This window comes from Paraburkholderia caballeronis, from assembly GCF_900104845.1.
Taxonomy (GTDB): Bacteria; Pseudomonadota; Gammaproteobacteria; order Burkholderiales; family Burkholderiaceae; genus Paraburkholderia; species Paraburkholderia caballeronis.
In genome coordinates this window covers 288,430-309,183 of record NZ_FNSR01000002.1, presented here as the reverse complement: position 1 = coordinate 309,183, position 20,754 = coordinate 288,430, and the positions used below count along the sequence as shown (strand labels likewise).

The 20,754-nt window shown below is 66.2% G+C and carries 20 protein-coding genes; 16 read left to right on the top strand and 4 right to left on the bottom strand.

Going from position 1 to position 20,754, the window contains the following annotated elements:
* The first annotated feature begins 63 nt into the window (after nt 1–63).
* The 5 genes from BLV92_RS17850 (at nt 64) to BLV92_RS17830 (ending at nt 5,350) form a co-directional block, all read left to right on the top strand.
* Nucleotides 64–900 carry an alpha/beta fold hydrolase gene (locus tag BLV92_RS17850; RefSeq protein WP_090547525.1) on the top strand — a complete coding sequence of 279 codons (837 nt, stop codon included), beginning with the start codon at nt 64–66 and terminating at the stop codon, nt 898–900.
* 91 nt (nt 901–991) lie between these two features.
* Nucleotides 992–2,119: a porin gene (locus BLV92_RS17845; RefSeq protein ID WP_243842382.1), complete on the top strand. Its 1,128-nt coding sequence runs from the start codon at nt 992–994 to the stop codon at nt 2,117–2,119.
* Between the two features lie 84 nt (nt 2,120–2,203).
* On the top strand, nt 2,204–3,514 hold the full coding sequence (locus BLV92_RS17840; RefSeq protein ID WP_090547522.1) for an MFS transporter: 1,311 nt from the start codon (nt 2,204–2,206) through the stop codon (nt 3,512–3,514).
* A gap of 40 nt (nt 3,515–3,554) precedes the next feature.
* Entirely contained in the window at nt 3,555–4,667 is a 1,113-nt protein-coding gene (locus BLV92_RS17835) for an LLM class flavin-dependent oxidoreductase (RefSeq protein WP_090547521.1), read from the top strand.
* 47 nt (nt 4,668–4,714) lie between these two features.
* Nucleotides 4,715–5,350 (top strand): NADPH-dependent FMN reductase, encoded by a 636-nt coding sequence (locus tag BLV92_RS17830; protein WP_090547519.1) that lies wholly within the window; start codon nt 4,715–4,717, stop codon nt 5,348–5,350.
* A gap of 108 nt (nt 5,351–5,458) precedes the next feature.
* Here BLV92_RS17830 and BLV92_RS17825 read toward each other — a convergent pair whose 3' ends face one another.
* Nucleotides 5,459–6,340, bottom strand: a complete 882-nt coding sequence (locus BLV92_RS17825; RefSeq protein ID WP_090551133.1) for a MurR/RpiR family transcriptional regulator — start codon at nt 6,338–6,340, stop codon at nt 5,459–5,461.
* A gap of 311 nt (nt 6,341–6,651) precedes the next feature.
* Here BLV92_RS17825 and BLV92_RS17820 point away from each other — a divergent pair, with 311 nt between their 5' ends.
* The 11 genes from BLV92_RS17820 (at nt 6,652) to BLV92_RS17770 (ending at nt 16,062) form a co-directional block, all read left to right on the top strand.
* Nucleotides 6,652–7,500: a transporter substrate-binding domain-containing protein gene (locus BLV92_RS17820; RefSeq protein ID WP_090547518.1), complete on the top strand. Its 849-nt coding sequence runs from the start codon at nt 6,652–6,654 to the stop codon at nt 7,498–7,500.
* An 11-nt stretch (nt 7,501–7,511) separates the two neighbouring features.
* Nucleotides 7,512–8,138 (top strand): DUF1989 domain-containing protein, encoded by a 627-nt coding sequence (locus tag BLV92_RS17815; protein ID WP_090547516.1) that lies wholly within the window; start codon nt 7,512–7,514, stop codon nt 8,136–8,138.
* A 14-nt stretch (nt 8,139–8,152) separates the two neighbouring features.
* Nucleotides 8,153–8,788, top strand: a complete 636-nt coding sequence (locus tag BLV92_RS17810; protein ID WP_090547514.1) for an urea carboxylase-associated family protein — start codon at nt 8,153–8,155, stop codon at nt 8,786–8,788.
* 17 nt (nt 8,789–8,805) lie between these two features.
* Nucleotides 8,806–9,465, top strand: coding sequence for an amino acid ABC transporter permease (locus tag BLV92_RS17805; protein ID WP_090547513.1), 660 nt, complete (start codon nt 8,806–8,808; stop codon nt 9,463–9,465).
* Between the two features lies 1 nt (nt 9,466).
* Nucleotides 9,467–10,141, top strand: coding sequence for an amino acid ABC transporter permease (locus BLV92_RS17800; RefSeq protein WP_090547511.1), 675 nt, complete (start codon nt 9,467–9,469; stop codon nt 10,139–10,141).
* 14 nt (nt 10,142–10,155) lie between these two features.
* The gene (locus BLV92_RS17795) at nt 10,156–10,974 is read left to right on the top strand and encodes an amino acid ABC transporter ATP-binding protein (protein ID WP_280141453.1); all 819 of its coding nucleotides are present in this window, start codon (nt 10,156–10,158) and stop codon (nt 10,972–10,974) included.
* A complete protein-coding gene (locus tag BLV92_RS17790; protein ID WP_090547510.1) occupies nt 10,971–11,636 on the top strand; it encodes a DUF1989 domain-containing protein in 666 nt (221 codons plus the stop codon). The genes BLV92_RS17795 and BLV92_RS17790 overlap by 4 nt, the downstream gene beginning before the upstream one ends.
* 244 nt (nt 11,637–11,880) lie before the next feature.
* On the top strand, nt 11,881–13,410 hold the full coding sequence (locus BLV92_RS17785) for an amidohydrolase family protein (RefSeq protein WP_208862122.1): 1,530 nt from the start codon (nt 11,881–11,883) through the stop codon (nt 13,408–13,410).
* Nucleotides 13,411–13,436: 26 nt separating this feature from the next.
* Nucleotides 13,437–14,477, top strand: coding sequence for an ABC transporter substrate-binding protein (locus BLV92_RS17780; protein WP_090547507.1), 1,041 nt, complete (start codon nt 13,437–13,439; stop codon nt 14,475–14,477).
* Nucleotides 14,474–15,277 carry an ABC transporter permease gene (locus BLV92_RS17775; protein ID WP_090547505.1) on the top strand — a complete coding sequence of 268 codons (804 nt, stop codon included), beginning with the start codon at nt 14,474–14,476 and terminating at the stop codon, nt 15,275–15,277. Before BLV92_RS17780 ends, BLV92_RS17775 begins: the two co-directional genes overlap by 4 nt.
* Nucleotides 15,277–16,062: an ABC transporter ATP-binding protein gene (locus BLV92_RS17770; RefSeq protein WP_090547503.1), complete on the top strand. Its 786-nt coding sequence runs from the start codon at nt 15,277–15,279 to the stop codon at nt 16,060–16,062. The genes BLV92_RS17775 and BLV92_RS17770 overlap by 1 nt, the downstream gene beginning before the upstream one ends.
* A gap of 4 nt (nt 16,063–16,066) precedes the next feature.
* Here BLV92_RS17770 and BLV92_RS17765 read toward each other — a convergent pair whose 3' ends face one another.
* Genes BLV92_RS17765 through BLV92_RS17755 form a run of 3 tightly spaced genes read right to left on the bottom strand, consistent with a single transcriptional unit; the run spans nt 16,067 to nt 20,702 of the window.
* Nucleotides 16,067–17,764: a cyclic peptide export ABC transporter gene (locus BLV92_RS17765; protein ID WP_090547501.1), complete on the bottom strand. Its 1,698-nt coding sequence runs from the start codon at nt 17,762–17,764 to the stop codon at nt 16,067–16,069.
* Nucleotides 17,765–17,805: 41 nt separating this feature from the next.
* Nucleotides 17,806–19,854, bottom strand: coding sequence for a Fe(3+)-hydroxamate ABC transporter permease FhuB (gene fhuB / locus BLV92_RS17760; RefSeq protein ID WP_090547499.1), 2,049 nt, complete (start codon nt 19,852–19,854; stop codon nt 17,806–17,808).
* Complete coding sequence (locus tag BLV92_RS17755) at nt 19,851–20,702, bottom strand: ABC transporter substrate-binding protein (RefSeq protein WP_244283841.1); 852 nt, start codon at nt 20,700–20,702, stop codon at nt 19,851–19,853. The genes fhuB and BLV92_RS17755 overlap by 4 nt, the downstream gene beginning before the upstream one ends.
* Nucleotides 20,703–20,754 lie beyond the last annotated feature (52 nt).

Here is a 20,754-nt window from a genome sequence, read left to right as displayed (position 1 = left end):
CATGTTTCGCCGGATCGATGCAACTGCGATGCGGCAACGGGTTTGCCTATTCTGGAGGCAGAAATGGATGAAGTCAGCTATCCCGGCGCGCCGCCGCCCTGGCCGTTCGTGCAGGTGCCCGGTTCGCCGCGCATTGCATTTTCCGCATGCGGCAGCGGCGAACTGGTGCTGTTCCTGCATGGGATCGGCGGCAACCGGTCGAACTGGTATCGCCAACTGACCGCAGTCGGCGCGTTCGCGCGCGCGGCGAGCTGGGACGCCCGCGGTTACGGCGCAAGCGACGACTACGACGGAGACGTGACGATCGCCGATTTTGCGCACGACGTGCGGCGGCTGATCGACCACTGCGGCGCGGCCCGCGTGCATCTGGTCGGCCTCTCGCTCGGCGGGCGGATTGCGCAGCGTTTCGCGCTGCTGTATCCGCAGCGCGTCGCGTCGCTGACCCTCGTCGATACCCGGCCGGACACGCGCGACACCCGCTCGCCCGACGAGCGCGCGGCCTTTCTCGCGGCGCGCGCCGAGCCGCTGCTCGCGGGCCGGACCCCGGCCGATATCGCGCCCGCGGTCGCGCGCGGGCTCGCCGGCCCGGACATCGCCGACGCCGCGATGCAGGAACTCGTGGCCAGCATTTCGATGCTGCGCGCCGGCAGTTATCTGAAGACCATCAAGGCGAATCTGGACGACGACTTCGCGGGCGACCTGTCATCGATTTCCGCGCCGACGCTCGTGATGGTCGGCGAGCACGATACGCTCACGCCCCTTCCGCTGGCGCAAGAGCTTGCAGCCTGTATTCCGGGCGCCGTCCTGCGCGTGGTTCCCGGCGCCGGACACCTGTCGAACATCGAAAACGCGTCGGCATTCAACGCTTGTCTGGGCGCGTTTCTGAAGCCGCTTCTGTAGTGCGTAGTACCGGGTGCGAGCCGCCGCAGGCCGGCGCTTTCGTTCCTGTCGTCAAAAAAATCGGTCGTCAACGAAAATCAACGGAGAGTTCATGAAAACTAGATTAGTCCTACTGATTTTATGTTCCGGGATGTGCTCGTCGCCGTCGTGGGCGCAGAGCAGCGTGACGCTTTACGGGATCATTTCAACCGGCATCGGCTATGTGAACAACGAGGGGGGCAAGAGTGCGGTCCAGATGTTCAGCGGCGCGAACCAGAACAACCGCTGGGGGCTGAAGATCCGCGAGGATCTGGGCGGCGGCCTCGCCGCGCTCGCGCAGCTCGAAAACGGCTTCAGCTCGACGAACGGCACGCTCGGTCAGGGCGGACGCATGTTCGGCCGTCAGGCGTTCGTCGGCCTCGGCAGCAATCGCTATGGCACGATGACCTTCGGCCGGCAGTACGACATGATGTGGGACTATCTGGACCGCTACGAGCCGCAGGCGTTCGGGCCGGGCTTCGGAACCACGCTCGGCGACAGCGACAACGTCGAAGGCAATTTCCGCTACAACAACTCCGTCAAGTACGTGAGCCCGAATTTCGGCGGACTGACTTTCGAGGGGCTGTATGCGTTCAGCAACAAGGCCGGCGATTTTTCGCAGAACCGCGCATGGAGCGCGGGCGTCGGCTACGACAACGGGAGTGTTCGGCTGGCGGCGGCCTATCTGTCGATCGACCAGCCGGGGACGGCGAACGCCAATGGCGCGGTCACCGACGACTATGCGGGTGCGCCGTTCGCGCTGTTCCATACGAGTCCGCTCGACAGCAAGGTCGGCGTGAGGCATCAGGAGGTCGCGGCGGTGGGCGGCCTGTACCGGATGGGCGCGTTCAGCGTGGCGAGCATGTATTCGAACGTGCATTTCTCGTACCTCGACAACACCGGCGTCAACCTGAACAACTTCGACGTGATCGGCGTGTATCAGCTGACGCCGGCATGGGTAGTGTCCGCGGCGTGGCTCTACACCAGCGGCCACTATCAGGGCGTGAGCGCGGATCCGCACTGGAATCAGGCCCAGGCGAGCGTCGACTACTACCTGTCGAAGCGGACCGACGTGTTCGCGTTCGCGAACTACGTCCGGGCGTCCAATGGTCCGCTTGCGCCCGCCGTCATCTTCCAGGCCACTCCTTCGAGCACTCGCAGCCAGCTACTGCTGCTCACGGGCATACGCCACCTGTTTTGAGCACGCTGCGGCCCTGGCCTCGGCATCGTCGGCTCGACGTCAACTCATCGCAGGGGCGACCGTCCCTGCCCACTGGAGATCGGTATGGAAGTGTCGGATACGTTATCCGGGGCCGCGGAACGGCCCGTTTCGCTGCAAGGGCGCGCGCTCAGGCGCGTGGTCGTGTCGTGCGCGCTCGGCAATGCGCTGGAGTGGTACGACTTCTTTCTGTACGGCACCGCCGCCGCGCTGGTGTTCGGGCAGGTGTTCTTTCCGAAAGGAACCGAACCGCTGGTCGCCGCGCTCGGCGTATTCGCGGGTTTTGCGGTGGGCTTTCTCGCGCGGCCTTTCGGCGGCATCCTGTTCTCGCACATCGGCGACCGGTACGGACGCCGCGTTGCGCTGATCTGGACGCTTGCGCTGATGGGCGGCGCGACGTTCCTGATGGGCCTCTTGCCGTCGTACGGCCAGATCGGCGTGCTTGCGCCGGCGCTGCTCGTCGCGTTGCGCGTCGTGCAAGGGCTCGCGGCGGGCGGCGAATGGGGCGGCTCCGTGCTGATGATTACCGAAAGCGCGCCGGCCGGCAAAGTCGGCTATTTCTCCGCCTACGGGCAGGCGGGGTTGAGCCTCGGGTTCCTGCTGTCGGCCGCCGCGGTATGGCTCGTGCGCCAGTTGCCCGACGCGGCGTTTCTCGAATGGGGATGGCGCCTGCCGTTTCTCGCGAGCGTGGTGATCTTCGGACTCGGCACCTACATCCGGCGAACCGTGCCGGAAACCCAGGCGTTCCGGGAGCTGGCCGCGCAGGGGCGTCAGTCGAAAGCGCCGGTGTTGCAGGTGCTGCGCGAGCATCCGCGCGCCGTGCTGAAAGCGATGGGCCTGCGGGTTGCCGAGAACGGCAGTTCGTACGTGTTCGTCGCGTTCTCGCTGACCTACGCGAAATTCGCCGGCGTACCGGCCGGGCTCGTGCTCGGCGCGATGATCGTCTCGTTCGTCGTGCAGTTGCCGGTGATCGTATGGATGGGGCGGCTTTCGGACCGCATCGGCACGCGGCCCGTCTATCTGTTCGGCGCGGTGACGATGGTGGCGTTCGCCTATCCGTTCTTCCATCTGATCGGCACAGGCAATCCGGCGCTGATGATGCTCGCGTTCTTCCTGACCAACACGATCAGCTATGCGGCGATGGTGGCGACCCAGCCGACGCTGTTCAGCAGCTTTTTCGGCACCAGCACGCGTTATTCCGGACTCGCGCTCGGACACGAGATCGCCGCGATCTTCAGCGGCGGCCTGTCTCCGCTCATCGCGACATCGCTGCTGGCTGTGTGGCATTCGTACTGGCCGATCGTCATTTACCTCGCGGTGCTCGGCCTCATCACCACGCTGACCGCGCTGACGATCGAGCCGCGAAAATCCGCTTGACACAGAATGCGAATGAAATAACATATGTAAATGCATGTAAATGACGAGGATAAAAATGATGGGGCAGCAGGTGGAATTCGGTTTCATGATTGCGGCGTCGGACGTCGAGCCGACGCCGGACCTCGATCTGTATCGCGGCATGATCGAGGATGCCCGCTTCGGCTACGAATTGGGCTTCCGCACGGTATGGACGCCTGAGCATCATTTTTCGAGCTATTTTCCGACGCCCAGCCCGCTGATGCTGATGTCGAACATCGCTGCGCGCTGCCCCGGCCTCGGGCTCGGCACGATGGTGCTGGTGACGCCGTGGCACAACCCGGTACGCCTCGCGGGCGAGATCGCGATGCTCAGCCTGATGTCCGATGCGCCGCTTCATCTCGGTCTCGGCCGCGGCGCGGCGCCGCTCGAATACGATGCGTTCGATCTGAAGCTCGAACATGCGAAGGAGCGGTTCCAGGAAGTGTGGGAGGTGCTCGATCGGGCGCTGTCGGGCAAGCCGTTCACCTATGAAGGCAAGCACGTTCGCGTGCCGCTCGAAGTGCGGTTGCGGCCGGATGCGCGGCGCGAGAACATCCATTTCTACGGCGCGATCGGCAGCCCGGACAGCGCGACGAAGATCGCCGAACTCGATCTGCCGCCGATCTCCAACGGCACGTTGCCGATGGACGTGCAGCGACGCGTGCTGAACACCTGGCATGACGTCACGCTGCGGCGCGGCGGCAATACGGACGTGACGAAGCCGGTGGCGATCAGTTGCATCATCGCGGACAGCGACGACGAAGCCGAGGCGCTGGCCCGCGCCTATATGCCGCGCTGGTTCGAACTGCAGGTCGAGCACTACCGTCCCGACGAAAACGGCTTTCCGACCATTCCCGACTACCAGTCGTTCGCGGCCGTTCACGAGCGGCGCATGGCGTACTGCAATCCGGACAATCTCGGTCCGTTCAGCCGCCTGCAACTGTTCGGCTCGCCGGAGACCGTCAGCGAACGCGTTCAGGAATATCTGGACGTCGGCTTCAACCATCTGATCGTGATGGCGGCCACGCCGGGCATTCCGCAGCAGAAGCGGCGCGAGTGGCTCTCCCGCTTCGCGCGCGAAGTGGCGCCGAATTTTTCCGCGCAGTTCGGGCAGCATGCGGGCGCGGCAGTTTGATCGCCGCGGCTTGCGCTTCCGTACCTCTTGAACCGGATGGAGAAATCATGACTCGTGCATTCGTTCCTCACATCGTCGGCATCGGCGGCACGCTGCGGGCGGGATCGAGTTCGGAACTGGTCGTGCGCGCCGCGCTGTGCGAGGCGCAGAAGCTCGGCGCGACCACCGAGGCGATCGTCGGCCCGGATCTGGTGATGCCGATGTATTCGCCGGAAGCGGCGGCACGGACGCCGCAGGCGATCCGTCTGCTGACCGCGCTGCGGCGCGCGCACGGCGTGATCGTCGCGTCGCCGGCCTATCACGGCTCGCTGTCGGGGCTGCTCAAGAACGCGCTCGACTATACGGAGGACATGCGGACCGACGAGCGCACGTATCTGAGCGGGCGCGCAGTCGGTTGCATCGCGTGCGCGGGCGGCGTGCAGGCCGGCGCTTCGACGCTCGCGACGCTGCGTTCGATCGTCCATGCGCTGCGCGGCTGGCCGACGCCGCTCGGCGTCATGCTGAACACGTCGATGCCGTTGTTCGATGCGGACGGCGCGTGCGTCGATGCATCCTCTGCCGGACAACTCGGCATTCTCGCGAAGGAGGTCGTCATGTTCGCCAATGCGAGTTGCGGCGCGGCGGCGTCGGGCGATACGGCGGCCGCGGACAAGCGCGTTCTTGACGCGGTCCCGGCAACGTGAAAGGGGGTTGCCAAAGAGAAGTTCGAGAAGGCATTCCGGCCCGCCCCGTGAGAGGCGGGCCGGGGTTGCAGCAACAACCGCATTGAGGTCGAACGCGCACCCGGTCGCCTATTCCAGTTCGCGCAGGCGCTGATGCAATACCTCGACCCGCTGAAGGTGCCCGTTGCCATGCTCGCGCAAACGCTCGGCGACCAGCGAGCAGATCAGGTTCACCAGCGCGGACACGGCTATCACGCTGTCGAACAGCATGAAGCCGTCCGTATGGCAGCGAATCACCCAGCGCGCCAGACGCGCCGGTTTCCCCGCGATCACATCCGATAGATACAGCGTGTCGACGCCCGCGTCGGCGAGCGCCGCCACCGCCAGCGACACGGCCGGGACGCGGCGCCGGAAGCCGATCACGATCGCGAGATCCTTGCCGCCGAGATCGCCGACGTACTCCGCCAGCGTGTCGCCCGGCGTCGGCAGCACGATCACGTCGCTGCGCACCTGAACCAGTTCGCGGCGAATCATCATCGCGATCGTATGGCTGTGCCGGTAGCCGATGACGACCACCCGCCGCGCGCTCGCGATGCTGCTCACCACGTCGGCCAACACCTGGCGGTCGAGCGAGCGGTACGTGTTGGCGAGGTTCGTCACCTCGTGATTCAGGTGCGCCTCGATCACCTCGTCGAGCGCGCCGCCCGATTCCTTGTTTCCGCGTTCCTGTAGATAGAGCGGCGAGCCGCCTACCAGCGCCGCGCGGGCCGTCTCGCGCGCATCGTCGTATGACGCGTAGCCGAGTTTCTGGAAGAACCGCGTCGCGGTCGCCTTGGACACCCGCGCGTTCGCGGCGAGTTCGGTCGCCGTCTGCATCGCGAGCTGGCCGGGCGAACTGAGGATCACGTCCGCGAGCCGCTGATCGATCTCCGACAACTGCTCGTAGTGTTCCGCGATACGGCTCTCGATGGACGCCGGGCGCCGGTTTTTCCTGGGCTGGGGTGAAGGCATGAAGCGGGTTTGATCCGGAAGAGGGAAGGGCATGCGGCAGTGCGAGACCGGCACCGTGCCGGTGCGCGGCACCGGATTTGCACGCGTGTTGTGCGTGCGTTGCCGCTGTCCGCGTTCGTATTCTGTCACAGACGGCGCGGATCGCGGAACTGCCGTTTCCAGAAACTCCTTTGGGAATCGTGTGTTTCTACGTATGCGGAGTGGAAACTTGTGTTTCACGGCGAGGGTGGTATGGATCGTGCATTACCGGTTCCGTTGCCGACATGCCGGACCCAACGAACCACACGGAAAAAATTTACGGAGCCCATACGATGTTCTCGCTGCGCCTCTCACGTTTTGCGCTCGCGGCCGTTCTTCCGGTCGCCGCGTTTTGCCATACCGTTGCCGCTCACGCCGATACGCTCGACGACATCAAGAGCCGCGGCAAGATGATCGTCGCGATCGATCCGACCTTCGCCCCGTACGAGTACACCGATGCGAACAACGCGATCGTCGGCTACGATCCCGCGATTCTGGCGGCGGTGGCAAAGCATCTCGGCGTGACGATCGAATACCAGCGCATGGCGTTCAGCGGCATCATTCCCGGCCTGCTGTCGCATTCGTTCGATCTCGAAGGCTCCGCGCTGAATGTCACGGCGGAGCGCGCGAAGCGGATCGCATACGTCGTGCCGACCAGCAAGACCGTCAACGGCGCGCTGGTGCGGGCGGATTTCTCGAAGATCGCGGCGCAGCCGACGCCCGAATCGCTGGCGGGCCTGACCGGCGCGGTCAAGACCGGCAGCGCGCCCGAGCAGATCCTCAAGCAGTTCAACGAGACGCTGAAGGCGAAGGGCCTCGCGCCGATCAATCTGTTGAGCGTGGATAGCGTCGATCAAACCGTGGCCGCGCTGATGACGCGCCGCGCGGATTTCGTGTTCGACGACCTGACCGTGCTTGCAGGGGTCATCAAGCAGAACCCCGGCAAGATGAAGCTGACTGGCGAGCTGGGTCCGTCGCAATGGATCTCGCTGGCCACGCGCCCCGACGATGCGCGTCTGAACCAGGCGATCAGCGACCAGATTCTCGCGATGAAGAAGAGCGGCGAACTCGCGCGTCTGCAAAAGCAGTATCTCGGCGTGACCTTCGATACGCCGGCCGCCGATTTCATTCCGGCGCAATGAGGCCCGGCAGCATGAGCGAACCGATTCTGTCGCTGACCGTCGAGGCCGGTCATGGCCGCACGTTCGAAGTCAAGGCGGGCCAGTTCCTGACGATCACCGACGTCGAAGGGCAGCAGGCCGCCGACTTCGTCGCCGTGGCCGCCGTGGACAAAAGCGAAAAGCTGTCGCCGACCCATACGCGCCGCCAGTTGCGTTCGCTGTTCTTCGCGGTCGGCGACGCGCTGTATTCGTCACACGGTCGCCCGCTGCTGCGCGTGATCGAGGACACGGTGGGCGTGCACGATGCGAACGTACCCGCCTGCGACGACACGCGTTTCACCGTCGACTTCAACGTGACCGGCCATCGCAACTGTCTCGACAACATGCACGCGGGACTCGCGCTGCACGGTCTTTCGCCGTTCGACGTACCGGAGCCGTTCAACCTGTTCCAGAACGGCCCCGTCACGCCCGACCGCCGGATGCAGGTGACCGATCCGACGAGCCGGCCCGGCGATCACATCACGTTCGAGGTGCTCGACGACCTGCTGTGCGCGGTGTCGTCGTGTCCGCAGGACATCATTCCGGGCAACGGTCTGCGCGTGACCGACATCGCCATTTCGATTCACGACGCGGACCCGTCCGCGCGCGCCGCCGTCTGAGCTTATCGACACCCATGCTGCTTCTCAAAGACACTCCCGATCGCGCGCCGCTGCCGCCCGCCCGCGTGTTCGTGCCGGCTGGCGAAAGCCGCGCCATCGACGTGAAGGCCGGACAGATCCTGCGCATCGAAGCGAAAGAGGACGGCGCGACGGCCGCGCTGTTCGGTTTCAGCCGCGCGAATCCGGATATTTTTCTGTCCGTGCATCACACGCGTGTGTTCAGCAATTCGTATGTGCTGCAGGCGGGCATGCGGATCGTCAGCAACCGGCGTCGGGCGCTGATGGTGCTCGGCAAGGACTCGGTGGGCCGTCACGATCTACTGTTGCCTGCATCGACCAGCGCGTTTCTCGAAGCGAACGGTTACGCGGGGCAGACCGGCTGCGTCGAATCGGTCGCGCGGGTGATCGCCGAACAAGGCCTGACGCCGCCGAAACTGCCGGACCCGATCAATCTGTTCATGCACGTGGACCTGCATCAGGACGGCGCCATCGAGCCGCAGCCCAACGCCACGCGCGCGGGCGGCTTCGTCGCGTGCCGCGTGGTCGCCGACATGGTGTTCGTCGTGTCCGCCTGCTGCACCGGCATTCCCGGCAACGACCGGCCCGGCGGGCTGGAACTCGCGGCCGCCGAAGAACTGGTCGAACTGTAGCGAACGGAACCGACCGCATGTGGCTCGATCCCGAGGTCGTCCGCAGCGTGCCGTCGCTGCTCGACGGCTGGCTCATCACCGTGGAGCTGACGCTGCTCGGCGCGGCCGGCAGTCTCGCCTGCGGCCATCTCGCGCTCGCGATGCAACTGACGCGTTGTGCGCCGCTGCGTATCGCGGCGCGTCTGTACATCGGCTTCATGCGGGGCACGCCGTCGCTCGTCCAGCTTTTTCTGGTGTTTTTCGCGCTGCCGCTGATCGGGCTGGGCGGGCGGCCGATGCTGGCCGCCGCGCTCACGCTCGGCCTGAACAGCGGCGCGTACACCGCCGAAATCCTGCGCGGCAACATGCGCGTGGTCACGCGCGGGCAGATCGAGGCGGCTACCGCGTTGGGCATGGCGCCGTGGCGCATCGCACTGCGCATCGCGCTGCCGCAGATGCTCAAGGCCAGCGTGCCCGCGCTCGTCAACGAGTTCACGATCCTGCTGAAGACGACGCCGCTCGCATCGGTGGTCGCCGTCACGGAACTGACCTACGCGGGCCAGATGGTGATCGCGCGCATCTATACGTCGTCGCAGATCATGCTGCTCGTGAGCGTCGGTTATCTCGCGGTGGTGCTGCCGGTGATCTGGCTCGGCAGACATCTGCGGCGTGAGCCGTCTGCGTCGCGGGGGACCTGAGATGAGGTTCGATCCCGGCGTCGTGATCCCGTACCTGCCCGCGCTGCTGAGCGGTTTCGGCGGCACGTTGTGGCTGTGCGCGTTGAGCGGCCTGCTGGCCTGCGCGCTGGGCGTCGTGCTGATCGCCGGGCGGCGGCGCGGCCCGCGCCCGCTCGCGGCGCTGATCGACGTTTATATCGCCTTGACGCTCGCGCTGCCGCTGCTCGTGCTGCTCTATGTGACGTTCTACGTGCTGCCCGACTTCGGACTGCTGTTGCCGCCGCCGGTGGTCGGCGTGGTCACGCTCGCGATCTATTACGCGCCGTACGTCGCGCAGGTGATTCAGGCGGCCATCGACGCCGTGCCGGCCGGCACGCTCGAAGCGGGCGTGGCGATCGGCATGTCGCCGTTCGCGATCGCGCGGCGCATCGCCATGCCGCAGGCGCTGCCGCTTCTGCTGCCCACGATGACCGGCCTGATGATCGGGTTGTTCAAGGATTCGGCGCTGCTTTCGGTGATTTCCGTGCATGAGTTCATGTTCGCCGCGAAGGGCGTCGTCTCCGATACCTATGCGCCGCTCGAAGTGTATGGCGTGGTGGCGCTCGTCTACTGGGCGGCGACCGCGTCGCTCCATTTCGTCACGCGCCGGTGGGAGCGCCGTCTCGCGCGCGCCCAGCAGATCGCGCCAGCCCGTTGAGCACGATGAGAGTCATGATGAACCGGAACGAAACTCCTGCATCCGCCGCATCCTGTGCGATCAGCGCGCGCGGCATCGTCAAGTCGTTCGGCGCGCAGCGCGTGCTCGACGGCGTGAGCTTCGACGTCGCGCGCGGCGAATTGGTCTGCCTGCTCGGACCGTCGGGGTCCGGCAAATCGACGCTGCTGCGCTGCCTGAACTGGCTTGCGCCGCCCGACGCGGGGGAAGTCTGGATCGGTGACGAACGCGTCGGCATGCGCAACGCTGCTCGCGGCGGCGTGTCCGTGCCGCGTCCGGAGCGGGAGATTCGCGCGCAGCGCAGCCGCATCGGCATGGTGTTCCAGAGCTTCAATCTGTGGCCGCATATGACCGCGCTGGAAAACGTGATGGAAGGCCTGCTTTCCGTTAAACGCATGTCCCGCCTGGAAGCGAGCGACATCGCCGTCGAGGCGCTGCGCAAGGTCGGGCTGTCCGGCAAGCACGCCGCGATGCCCGCGAACCTGTCCGGCGGCCAGCAGCAGCGCGTGGGCATTGCGCGCACGCTCGCGATGGCGCCGGAAGTGATCCTCTTCGACGAGCCGACGAGCGCGCTCGATCCCGAACTCGTCGGCGAAGTGCTCGCGGTCATGCGCGGCCTGGCGGCGGCGCGGACGACGATGATCGTCGTGACGCACGAGGTCCGCTTCGCGCGCGAGGTGGCCGACCGCGTGGTGTTCATGGACGGCGGCAAGATCGTCGAAATGGGGCCGCCCGCGCAGGTCATCGATCATCCTTCATCGGCGCGTCTGCGCCAGTTCCTTCACCGTTTCACTCCGGAAGACTCACGCTCATGACTTCTTCATCTCCTTCGATCACTGTGCCGGCCGGTCATGGCAAGGCCGTTCGCCTCGCCGCCGGGCAGGCCGTGCGCGTGGTCAACACGCACGGCACGCAGGTGGTCGACTGCTGGGCCTGGAATGCGTACGACCTGTCCGAATACATGTGCATGGAGACGACGCGCGTCTGGAACCAGCGGCTCAATCCGCTGACCGGCGACAGCTTCGTCACGAACCAGCGGCATCCGATCCTCACCGTCGTGGAGGACACGACGCCGGGCGTGCACGACACGTTCATGGCCGCGTGCGACCGCAAGCGTTACGAACTGCTCGGCGTGCGCGGTTATCACCGCAACTGTTGCGACAACATGTTCGAAGGCATGTTCGAGCTGGGCGTGACGCCGCCGCGCGCGAATCTCGCGTCGTTCAACATCTTCATGAACATTCGCGTGCAGCCCGACGGCATCACGCTGCATACGTTGCCGACGGTCACGAAGCCGGGCGAATACATCACGCTGCGCGCGGAGATGGACTGCTTCGTTGCGTTTTCAGCGTGTCCGCAGGACATCGTGAAGATCCAGGGGCAGGGCGACAACACGCCGAAGCCGGTCGATATCGTGGTGATCGACGGGTTTCATTCCGATCTGCCGGGGACGCAAACGTGGGTGCCTGAAGATTGAGTCGGCCGTGGATACGCTGGCGCATTCGCGGCGTATCCGTTTTCAGGCGTCTCGCGATGGCGCGAATTTTACGTGTTGACGAAAAAAATCGTTTGCCTTAACTTGCAGTCCATAGATTTCAGCGCTCCTCCCGGTCGGTGGAGGACATTGGGTTGGCGTGCCCGTCCAGCAAAAGGTTATCGCTATGAGCGACTACTCTGTTGGGCCGGCGCCTACCAGTTCGGCCAGGGCAAACGACGGTGCAGTGTCCCGTACCGTCATCAGGAACGCCCGCATTCTCACGATGGATCCGGCCTGCCCGGAATGGCCCGAGGCGGACGTCGTGATCGAGGGCGACACGATCCGCGCGGTGGGGCCGGGCGCGTCCGCCGGAACAGACGGACCGTGCAAGGTGATCGACGGCGCGGGCCATCTGGTCATGCCCGGCCTGATCAATGCGCATTTCCATTCTCCGACCAATTTCCTGAAAGGCGCGCTGGATAGCCTTCCGCTCGAACTCTTCATGCTCTATGAAGTGCCGGGTACGCCGGAGGCAGCGGTCTCCGCACGCACGGCATACGTGCGCACCCAGCTCGGCGCGGCCGAAATGCTGAAGGTCGGCATTACGTCGGTACAGGACGACGCCTTTTTTCTGCCTGCACCGAGCCGGGCGGAGATAGACGCGGTCATGAGCGCATACGGGGACATCGGCATGCGCGCGACGGTCGCGCTGGATCAACCCGAATTGCCGGAGATAGCGAAGTTGCCGTTTCTCGGCGAACTCGTCCCCGCATCGTTGAAGGCCAGGCTCACGGCCCCTGCGCCCATGCCCGCAGAGGAACTGCTGCGTCACTACGCCTACCTGATCGACACGTGGCACGGCAGCGCGGACGGCCGGCTGCGTGCAGCGGTCTCGTGCTCCGCGCCTCAGCGGGTCAGCGTCGAATATCTGTCCGCCCTCGACGACATCAGCCGGGCGCACGACTTGCCGCTCTACATCCATATGCTGGAGACGCGCCTGCAACGCGTGTTCGGCGAGGTGTGCCTGAACGGCCGATCGCTGATCCGCCATGTCGACGAATGCGGGTTGCTGTCGGCGCGCATGAACGTCATCCACGCGGTCTGGATCGACGACGACGACATCGCGCGGCTCGCGAACGCCGGCGCCCAGGTCATTCACAACCCGATCAGCAATCTGCGGCTCGGCAGCGGCGTCATGCCGTTTCGGCGGCTGATGGACGCGGGCGTTCCGATCGCGCTCGGCTCCGACGAGATCATTGCCGACGACGCGGTCAACATGTGGTCGGTGATGAAGACCGCGGCCCTCGTCCATACGATCGGCGACCCGGACCCGGACCGCTGGCCGGTGGCCCGCGAGATTCTCGGCTGCATGTATGCGGGCGGCGCCCAGGCGATGCGCCAGGCGGATCGCGTCGGACGCATCGCCGCGGATTTTCAGGCAGACCTCATCATGCTCGACCTCGACACGTTGCCGTTCACGCCGCTGAACGACCTCGCGAGGCAGCTCGTCTACACCGATGCAAGCCGCGCTGTCGTGATGACGATGGTTGCCGGCCGCGTCGTGGCGGAGCAGGGCCGTCTCCTGACGATTGACGAACGCGCGCTGCGGCAGGAAGCGCGCGAAATAGTGGCCGCCCATGCCGCGCAGCGCGATGCGCTGATGCGCGATGCGTCCGTGTGGATGCCCTACTACCGCGAGATGTATCGGCGGGCGCTCGATGTCGACGTCGGCATGAATCGCTGGATCGGCGATGCGAAGCCGGCTCGTCCCTGACGTTTTCGGTCGTTTTTCATGACGTTATGGTTGTCAATCAATTGGGAGTGAAATCCGTGAAGATCCATTTCAAGCCTCTCGCGTGCACGCTGTTGCTCGCCAGCTCCTTTGCCGCACAACATGCGTATGCGCAGGACCAGACGATCCGGGTGATCTGCAATAACTGGTCCGGGTTCGCGCCAGTGTTCGTCGCCAACGATCTGGGTTATTTCAAACAGCTCGGGCTCAACGTATCGGTCAAGTTCGACGACGAGCAGGCCGATGCGCTGGCCGGCATCGCGAACGGCGACGTCGAGGTGGACATGCGCACCGTTGACGACTATCAACGGCGCCCGCGTCGTCCGTCGACACCCGGCGTGATGATCGGAACCATCGATGAGTCGAATGGCGGCGACGGTGTCGTGGCGGACGGCTCGATCAAGACGGTCGCCGACCTCAAGGGCAAGACCGTGGCGATGGAGACGGACATTCCCGCCTATCTGCTGCTGCAACTGGAACTGAGCAAGGCGGGGATCGGCTACAAGGACCTGAAGATCAAGCAGACCGCGGGCTCCGATGCGCTTTCGGTGTTCTCCGACCCGGGCGTCGCCGCGATAGGGACGTTCCAGCCGTTCATGAACAAGGCCGTCGAGCTGGGCAAGAAGCGCGGAGCGCACATCCTCGTTTCGTCGGCCAGTTATCCGGGGACGATCGTGGACGCGATCATCGTCAACCAGACCCGACTCAAGGCGAATCCGCAGGCGTACCGCGGTTTCCTGATTGGCGTCTACAAGGCGATCGCGTACTACAACGCGAAGCCGGACGCGTTCATCCATCTCGCCGCCCCCCATTTCAGCCAGACCGACGAGGCGTTCAAGGCGAGCATCGACGGAAGTCTTGCCTACACCTCGCTCGATACCGCGAAGCGGTATTTTGGCAGCGCGGCTCGACCCGGCTCGATTTACTCCACGTTCGATACGCTGATGAAGATGAATCTTGCCAACGGCGCGTCGGACCAGACCCTGTCGGCGGCCGGATCGTTCGACAACTCGGTGCTGCAATCCATCCACGACGCCGATCTCAAGTGAACAAGCCGTTCATCGACGCATTCGCGTTCAGGGGCAGCATAAGCCGGCGGGCCAGCGTACTCGTCGGCCTGGGCGCGAGTTTCGCGGTTCTGGCGGCATGGCAGATCGTGTCGTGGAGGGGCTTCGTCGATCCGACGTTTCTGCCGTCGCCGATCGATATCGGCCGGAGTCTCTGGACGATGACGCGGGAAGGGCAGATCGTCGGCAACGCGCTCGTGTCGCTCGGCCGGATTCTGGTCGCTTTTGCGCTGTCGGCGGCGATGGCCATCCCGATCGGTTTGCTGATGAGCAGTTACCGGCCCGTGAACGCCGCGCTCGAACCCATCGTGGATTTCGTTCGTTATCTGCCGACGCCTGCCTTGGTGCCGATCAGCATCATCTGGTTCGGCATCGGCGAGGAAACCAAGATATTCCTGCTGTGGCTCGGGACTTTTTTTCAGCTCGTGCTGCTGGTCGTGGACGACGCGAACCGCGTGCCCGGCGAGTACGTCGAGATCGCGCGCACGCTCGGCGCCCGGCCGTTCCAGATTCTCGTCGACATCTCGTGGCGCGCGATGCTGCCGAACCTCGTCGACAACCTGCGCATTACGCTGGGCTGGTGCTGGACCTATCTGATCGTGGCGGAAATCGTCGCATCCGATAGCGGGCTCGGGTACGTGATCTGGAATGCGCGCCGTTACATGCAGACCGATCAGGTCATGGCGGGCGTATTCGTGATCGGGCTCATCGGCCTCGTCAGCGACCAGTTGATCCGCGCATTGCATCGCCGCCTGTTCCGTTATCTGAAACCGGTGAACTGATGAACATCCGAACCACGGACTACCTCGTTTTCGACGGCGTCACGAAATCCTTCGGCGCGTTGCCGGTCGTGGAAACGCCCTTCGATCTGACCATCCCGCGCGGCCAGTTCGTCGTTTTTCTGGGACCGTCCGGATGCGGCAAGACGACCTTGATGCGGATGTCCGGCGGCCTCGATACGCCGAGCGCGGGCGAGATCCGGCTCGAAGGCGAGGCCGTCGGCAAACCCGACCAGCGACGCGGGATGGTGTTTCAGTCCTATTCGTCGTTTCCGTGGCTGACGGTCGGGGAGAACGTCGCATTCGGGATGCGCTACCGGCTGGATCTCGGACGTGACGAGAAGCGTCGCCGTACCGATCATTATCTGCGGCTCGTCGGCCTGCACGAATTCGCGCAGGTTTACCCGAACCGGCTGTCGGGCGGCATGCGTCAGCGGGTGGCGATTGCGCGCACGCTGGCGGCCGGGTCGGAGGTGTTGCTGATGGACGAGCCGTTCGGCGCGCTTGACGCGATACGACGCGAACAGCTGCAACTCGAACTGCGGCGTATTCAGAGCGAGGAGTCGCGCACGATCATCTTCGTGACTCACGACGTGGAGGAAGCGGTTTTTCTCGCCGACCGGATCATCGTATTCTCCAACCGGCCGGCCCGCATCGTCGCGGACATTGACGTAACGGCTCAACTGGGTAGCGTGCGCTCGCTTGAACTGCGCGACAGCAGTTCGTTTTTTCATTTGAGAACGGCTGTTTCCCAGGCCATGCGGAAGGAAACCGCCGAAATGAATTGATGGCTCACGTCGCGCGCGACGCAGCCGCCGCCTCGACCGCCTCTCCCGGCCGCACCTCCTCGACGATGCGCCCGTCCTCGATCCGGACATACCGGTCGGCGGCCCCGAAATAACGGTCATCGTGAGAAATCACGATCAGCGTCTTACCTTGCCGCTTCAGGTCCGGCAGGATCTCGGCGTAAAAGATCCGGCGGAAGGTCGGGTCCTGATCGGCGGCCCATTCGTCGAGCACCAGCACCGGCCGGTTCTCCAGATACGCATGCACGAGCGCGAGCCGCTTGCGCTGCCCGGTCGACAGGTCCGTCGTGCTGAACGCGCCGTCGCGCACCGATACCTTGTGGGCCAGCGCGAGGCGTTCGAGATAGCGCTGCGCGTCGGCGCGCAGCGTGTCGTCGCCGGGCAGCAGCGTGTCGAACAGATAGTAATCGGAGAAGACGACCGAAAAAAGCTGGCGGTAAGCATCGCGTTGGTCGGCGCGAACCGGTGCGCCATCGACCAGCAGCGTGCCGGTTTCGGGCTCGTACAGGCCGAGCAGTAGCTTGATCAGCGTGGTCTTGCCGCAGCCGTTCTCTCCGACGATGAAGAGCGTTTCGCCGCGCTGAACCGTGAGCGACAGCGGCCCCAGTGCGAAGCCGCGGGCGTCCGGTTGCGTGGCGACGAGGCTGTCGTCGAGCGGCGCGGGAAAGCGGTATGCGACATCGGACAGCGCGATGGTGGAAAACCGTTCGCCATACCCGGGCGTCGCCGCGCGCGCGTCGAGCAATGCCGTCTCGCCGCTCGCGAACCGTGCGGACAGTTCTGCCACGCGCCGGAACGCGACCTGTGCGCGTCCGATGGAAGGCAGCGCGCCGACGATCTCCTGAATGGGTCCTTTCATGTAAAGCAGCACGAGCACGAATCCGGTCAGCGCGGCGCGATCCGCGCCGGCCACGCCGCCGTGCAGCGCGAGCATCAGGCCAATCACGACGAAGAACAGCAGCGAGCCGAACGCGTTGGCCGTCACGAACACGTTGGCGGCGCGCACCCGCAGCCGGAAGATCGCGTCGATGGTGCCGGACAGTTCGCTGCCGTACACGAACGTGCGCCGTTCGCGGTTGATGCGCAACTCCTTCGCGCCGTCGACCATCGCGCGATAGTGTTTCTGCAACCGGTCCTCGGCTTCGCGCGCGGCGCCGAAGCGGCGGATGCCGACGCGCCGGGCGAGCGACTGCGCGATGGAGCCGAGCGCGAGGGCGGCCAGCGCGATCAGGAACAGCAGCGGCGACAGCACGAACAGATAACCGAGACAGCCGGCGACGGTGGCGGTCGCGATCGCGAGGCTCGAAAACATGAACGAGAACGCGCTGATCGTATCGATGTCCTGGTTGAGCGCGGCGATCAGCCGGTGGCTGCGGAACTGTTCGATCTCGCTGATCGGCGCGGCGATGATCTTCGCGCACAGGTTCTTGCGCAGCGCCGCGATCACGCGCTGGCCGACGAGGTTGTTGCCGATGTCGGAGATGACTTCGCCCGCGAGCGCGAGCGCGCAGAGGCCGGCGAAACTCGCGAGCAGGGCGGGCAGCGACGCAGCGCCGTCGTGAAGCGCGCGATTCGTCACGGCGAGCAGCGCCGCCGTGGCGATGCCGCTCGCCGTGCCCATCAGCGTCGCGAGCGCCGAGATCGGCCACAATCGGCGCAGCAGCCGGAACAGTTCCGCAAGCATCGTTTTCTCCGTTTTTTTTCGAGGAATTTGCAGGTGGGGACTCAGGCGGCGTGTCGCCGCGCGAGCAGCCACATGAGCCATGGCGCGCCGAGCAGCGTCGCGACGAGGCCGGCGGGCAATTCGCGCGGCAATAGCAGCGTGCGTCCGAGCCAGTCCGCGACGACGATCGTGAGTCCGCCGATCGGCGCGGCGAGCGCGAGTTGTTCGAGCGGACGGCGCGCGCCGGCGAGCCGCGCGAAATGCGGGGCGGTCAGGCCGATGAACGACAGCGGCCCGACGATCAGCGTCGCGGCGGCGGTCAGCAAGGCGGTGAGGGCCAGCAGCGCGCCGCGCGCGAGCGACGAGCGCATGCCGAGCGCGCGCGCCTCGGCGTCGCCGAGCGGCAGGATCTCCAGCAGCCGGCCGGTGAACGGCGTGAGCAGGCCAATCAGCAGGCACAGAACGAGCGCGGTTATCGCATCGGCGGGCGTGACCGTATAGGTCGATCCTGCGAGCCATGCGAGCAGCGTCGTCGCGCGCTCGCCGCCGCCGGCGATCACCACGGCGACCACCGCCTGGAACAGCGCGCCGATCGCGATGCCGGCCAGCAGCACGCGTTGCGGCAGATAGCCGGAGCGCCGCGCGAACCAGAGGATCGCGATCAATGTCGCGAACGCGCCGCCCGCCGTGGCCGCGAGCCGCGCACCGTGGCCGGCGTCGGCCGCGCAGAGCACGAGCGCGATCAGTCCGAGCGCGGCTCCCGCCGATACGCCGAGCACCTCGGGGCTCGCCAGCGGGTTGCCGGTGAGTCGTTGCAGCAGCGTCCCGGCCAGCGCGAGCATGATGCCGGCGGCGAACGCAGCGACTTCACGCGGGACCCGCCAGATCGCGATGCGCGAGAGATCGGCGACACTGCTGAACTGCCAGCCGTGCACGCCGCGGCCAAGATCGAGCGCGAGCACCAGTGCGGCGGCGGTCACGAGCACGATCAGCGCGAAACGACGCCTGATCGATCGGCTCGACCGGAGACGCTGCGCCAGCGGCGCGGCGGCGTCGAGCCGCTGCACGGAGCGCATGCGCGCAAGGACGAACAGCATCAGCGGCGCGCCGAACAGCGCGCTTGCGGCGCCGGCCGGCACCAGCTCACCGAGCGCGTTGGCGAGCGGCTGCACGGCCTGGTCCGTCAGCCACAACAGCAGCGCGCCGCACAGCGGCGCCAGCACGAGACGGTGCGCGACGCGGCGCGCGCCCGCGAGTTGCGCGAGCGTCGGCGCGGCGAGCCCGATGAAGCCGATCACGCCGACCGCGCTCACCACGGCGGCGCTCAGCATCACGGCGAGCGCGAGCGCCGCGATTCGCATCCGGCGCAGCGCGAGGCCGAGGCTGCGGGCGTTGGCGTCGTCGAGGCCGAGCAGTGTCAGCGGGCGCAGCAGCAGCCACGCGAGCAGGCCGCCGACGGCCAGCCGGGGCGCGAGCGATACGACGTCGCTCCAGTCCTGCTGGACGAGCGAGCCGCCGCCCCAGATGAACAGTCCGCGCAGATACGGGGCATGGAAGAGTTGCAGCGCGACGCCGATCGATCCGCACCAGAGCGTCACGACGAGTCCCGCGATGGCGACCGTCACCGGCGCGAGGCCGCTGCGCCATGCGAGGCCGAACACCGCGGCGGCCGCGACCAGCGCGCCCGCGAGCGCGACGCTCTGATGCAGGACGCCGAGGGTGGCGGGCGCCCACAGCGCGGCGAGCGTCAGCGCAAGCTGGGCGCCCGCCGATACGCCGAGCGTCATCGGCTCCGCGAGCGGATTGCGCAGCACCTGCTGGAAGATCGTGCCGGCGAGCCCGAGCGTCGCGCCGGCCAGCCACGCGGTGACGATGCGCGGCAGCCAGCTATCGTGGACGATGATCTGGCGGATGTCGTGCAGGTCGGGCGAGAAGAGCGCCGGCCACCACAGCGCGCGCGGCGCGATGGCCGCGAGATTGACCGCCGACAGGCCGAGCGCCGCCATGAGCGCGACGGCCAGCAGCGCCGCGACGAGCGCGGCGGGCACGCGTGTGCGCGAGTCGTTCGCGTGTGCAACGGCGGGGCGGGCAGCGCGATCGACGGCGGTCATGAGCGTGCGGCTCCCATCGGCGCAGCGCCCGCGAGCAACGCCTGTGTCAGCGCGTCGCTGAAGCGGCGGGCAGACGGCAGCATGCCGAAGCCCCAGAACGGCGGCAGCGCGCCGACGCGGCCGCTGGCGACGGGCGGCAGCGCGCGCCACAAGCGGTTCGACGCGAGCTTGTCGGCCACGCCGCCGGGCAGCGGCTCGAAATAGAGCAGCTGCGCTTCGGGCGTCACGGCCAGCGCTTCGAGCGGCGCGACGCCGATGCCCCAGTAGTCGGTCGGACCATGCCACGCATTGACGAGCCCCTGCGCGTCGAGCACGTGCTGAAACAGGCTGTGCGCGCCGTAGACGCCGATGTGCCGTCCGTCGAAGAAGCGGATCACGTACAGCGGCCGCGCGCCCGTCGTGGCGAGGCGCACGCGGTTTTTATCGAGCGTTTGCGCGGTATCGGCGATGAGCGTTTCGGCGGCGGTTTCGCATCCGCATAACCCGCCCAGTTCGCGCGTGACTTCCTGCGAGCGTGGGTAAGGTGAGCCGGCATCGGTATAGATCGCGAACGCGCGAACCGGCGCGATACGTTCGAGCATCGGGCGCTGCGACTCCTGGCTCGAATTGATCAGGATGAAATCCGGGGCGAGCTGCGCGAGCCATTCGAGGCTCGGCGCGAGCCGCAGGCCCACGTCGCTGACGCCGCGCGGAATGCGCGGCGTGACCACGTTCGCGTTGTAGTCGTCGATCTCGGCGATGCCGGCCGGGATGATGCCGAGCGCAAGCAGCGTTTCGGCAAGGCCCCAGTCGAGCACGACGACGCGCGGCCCCGCGCGACGCGACGAAACCGGCGAAGACGACGCCATCGGCCTCGCGCAGCGGAGCGCCGCCGCGCCGGCCGCCATCGAAAGCAGGAAC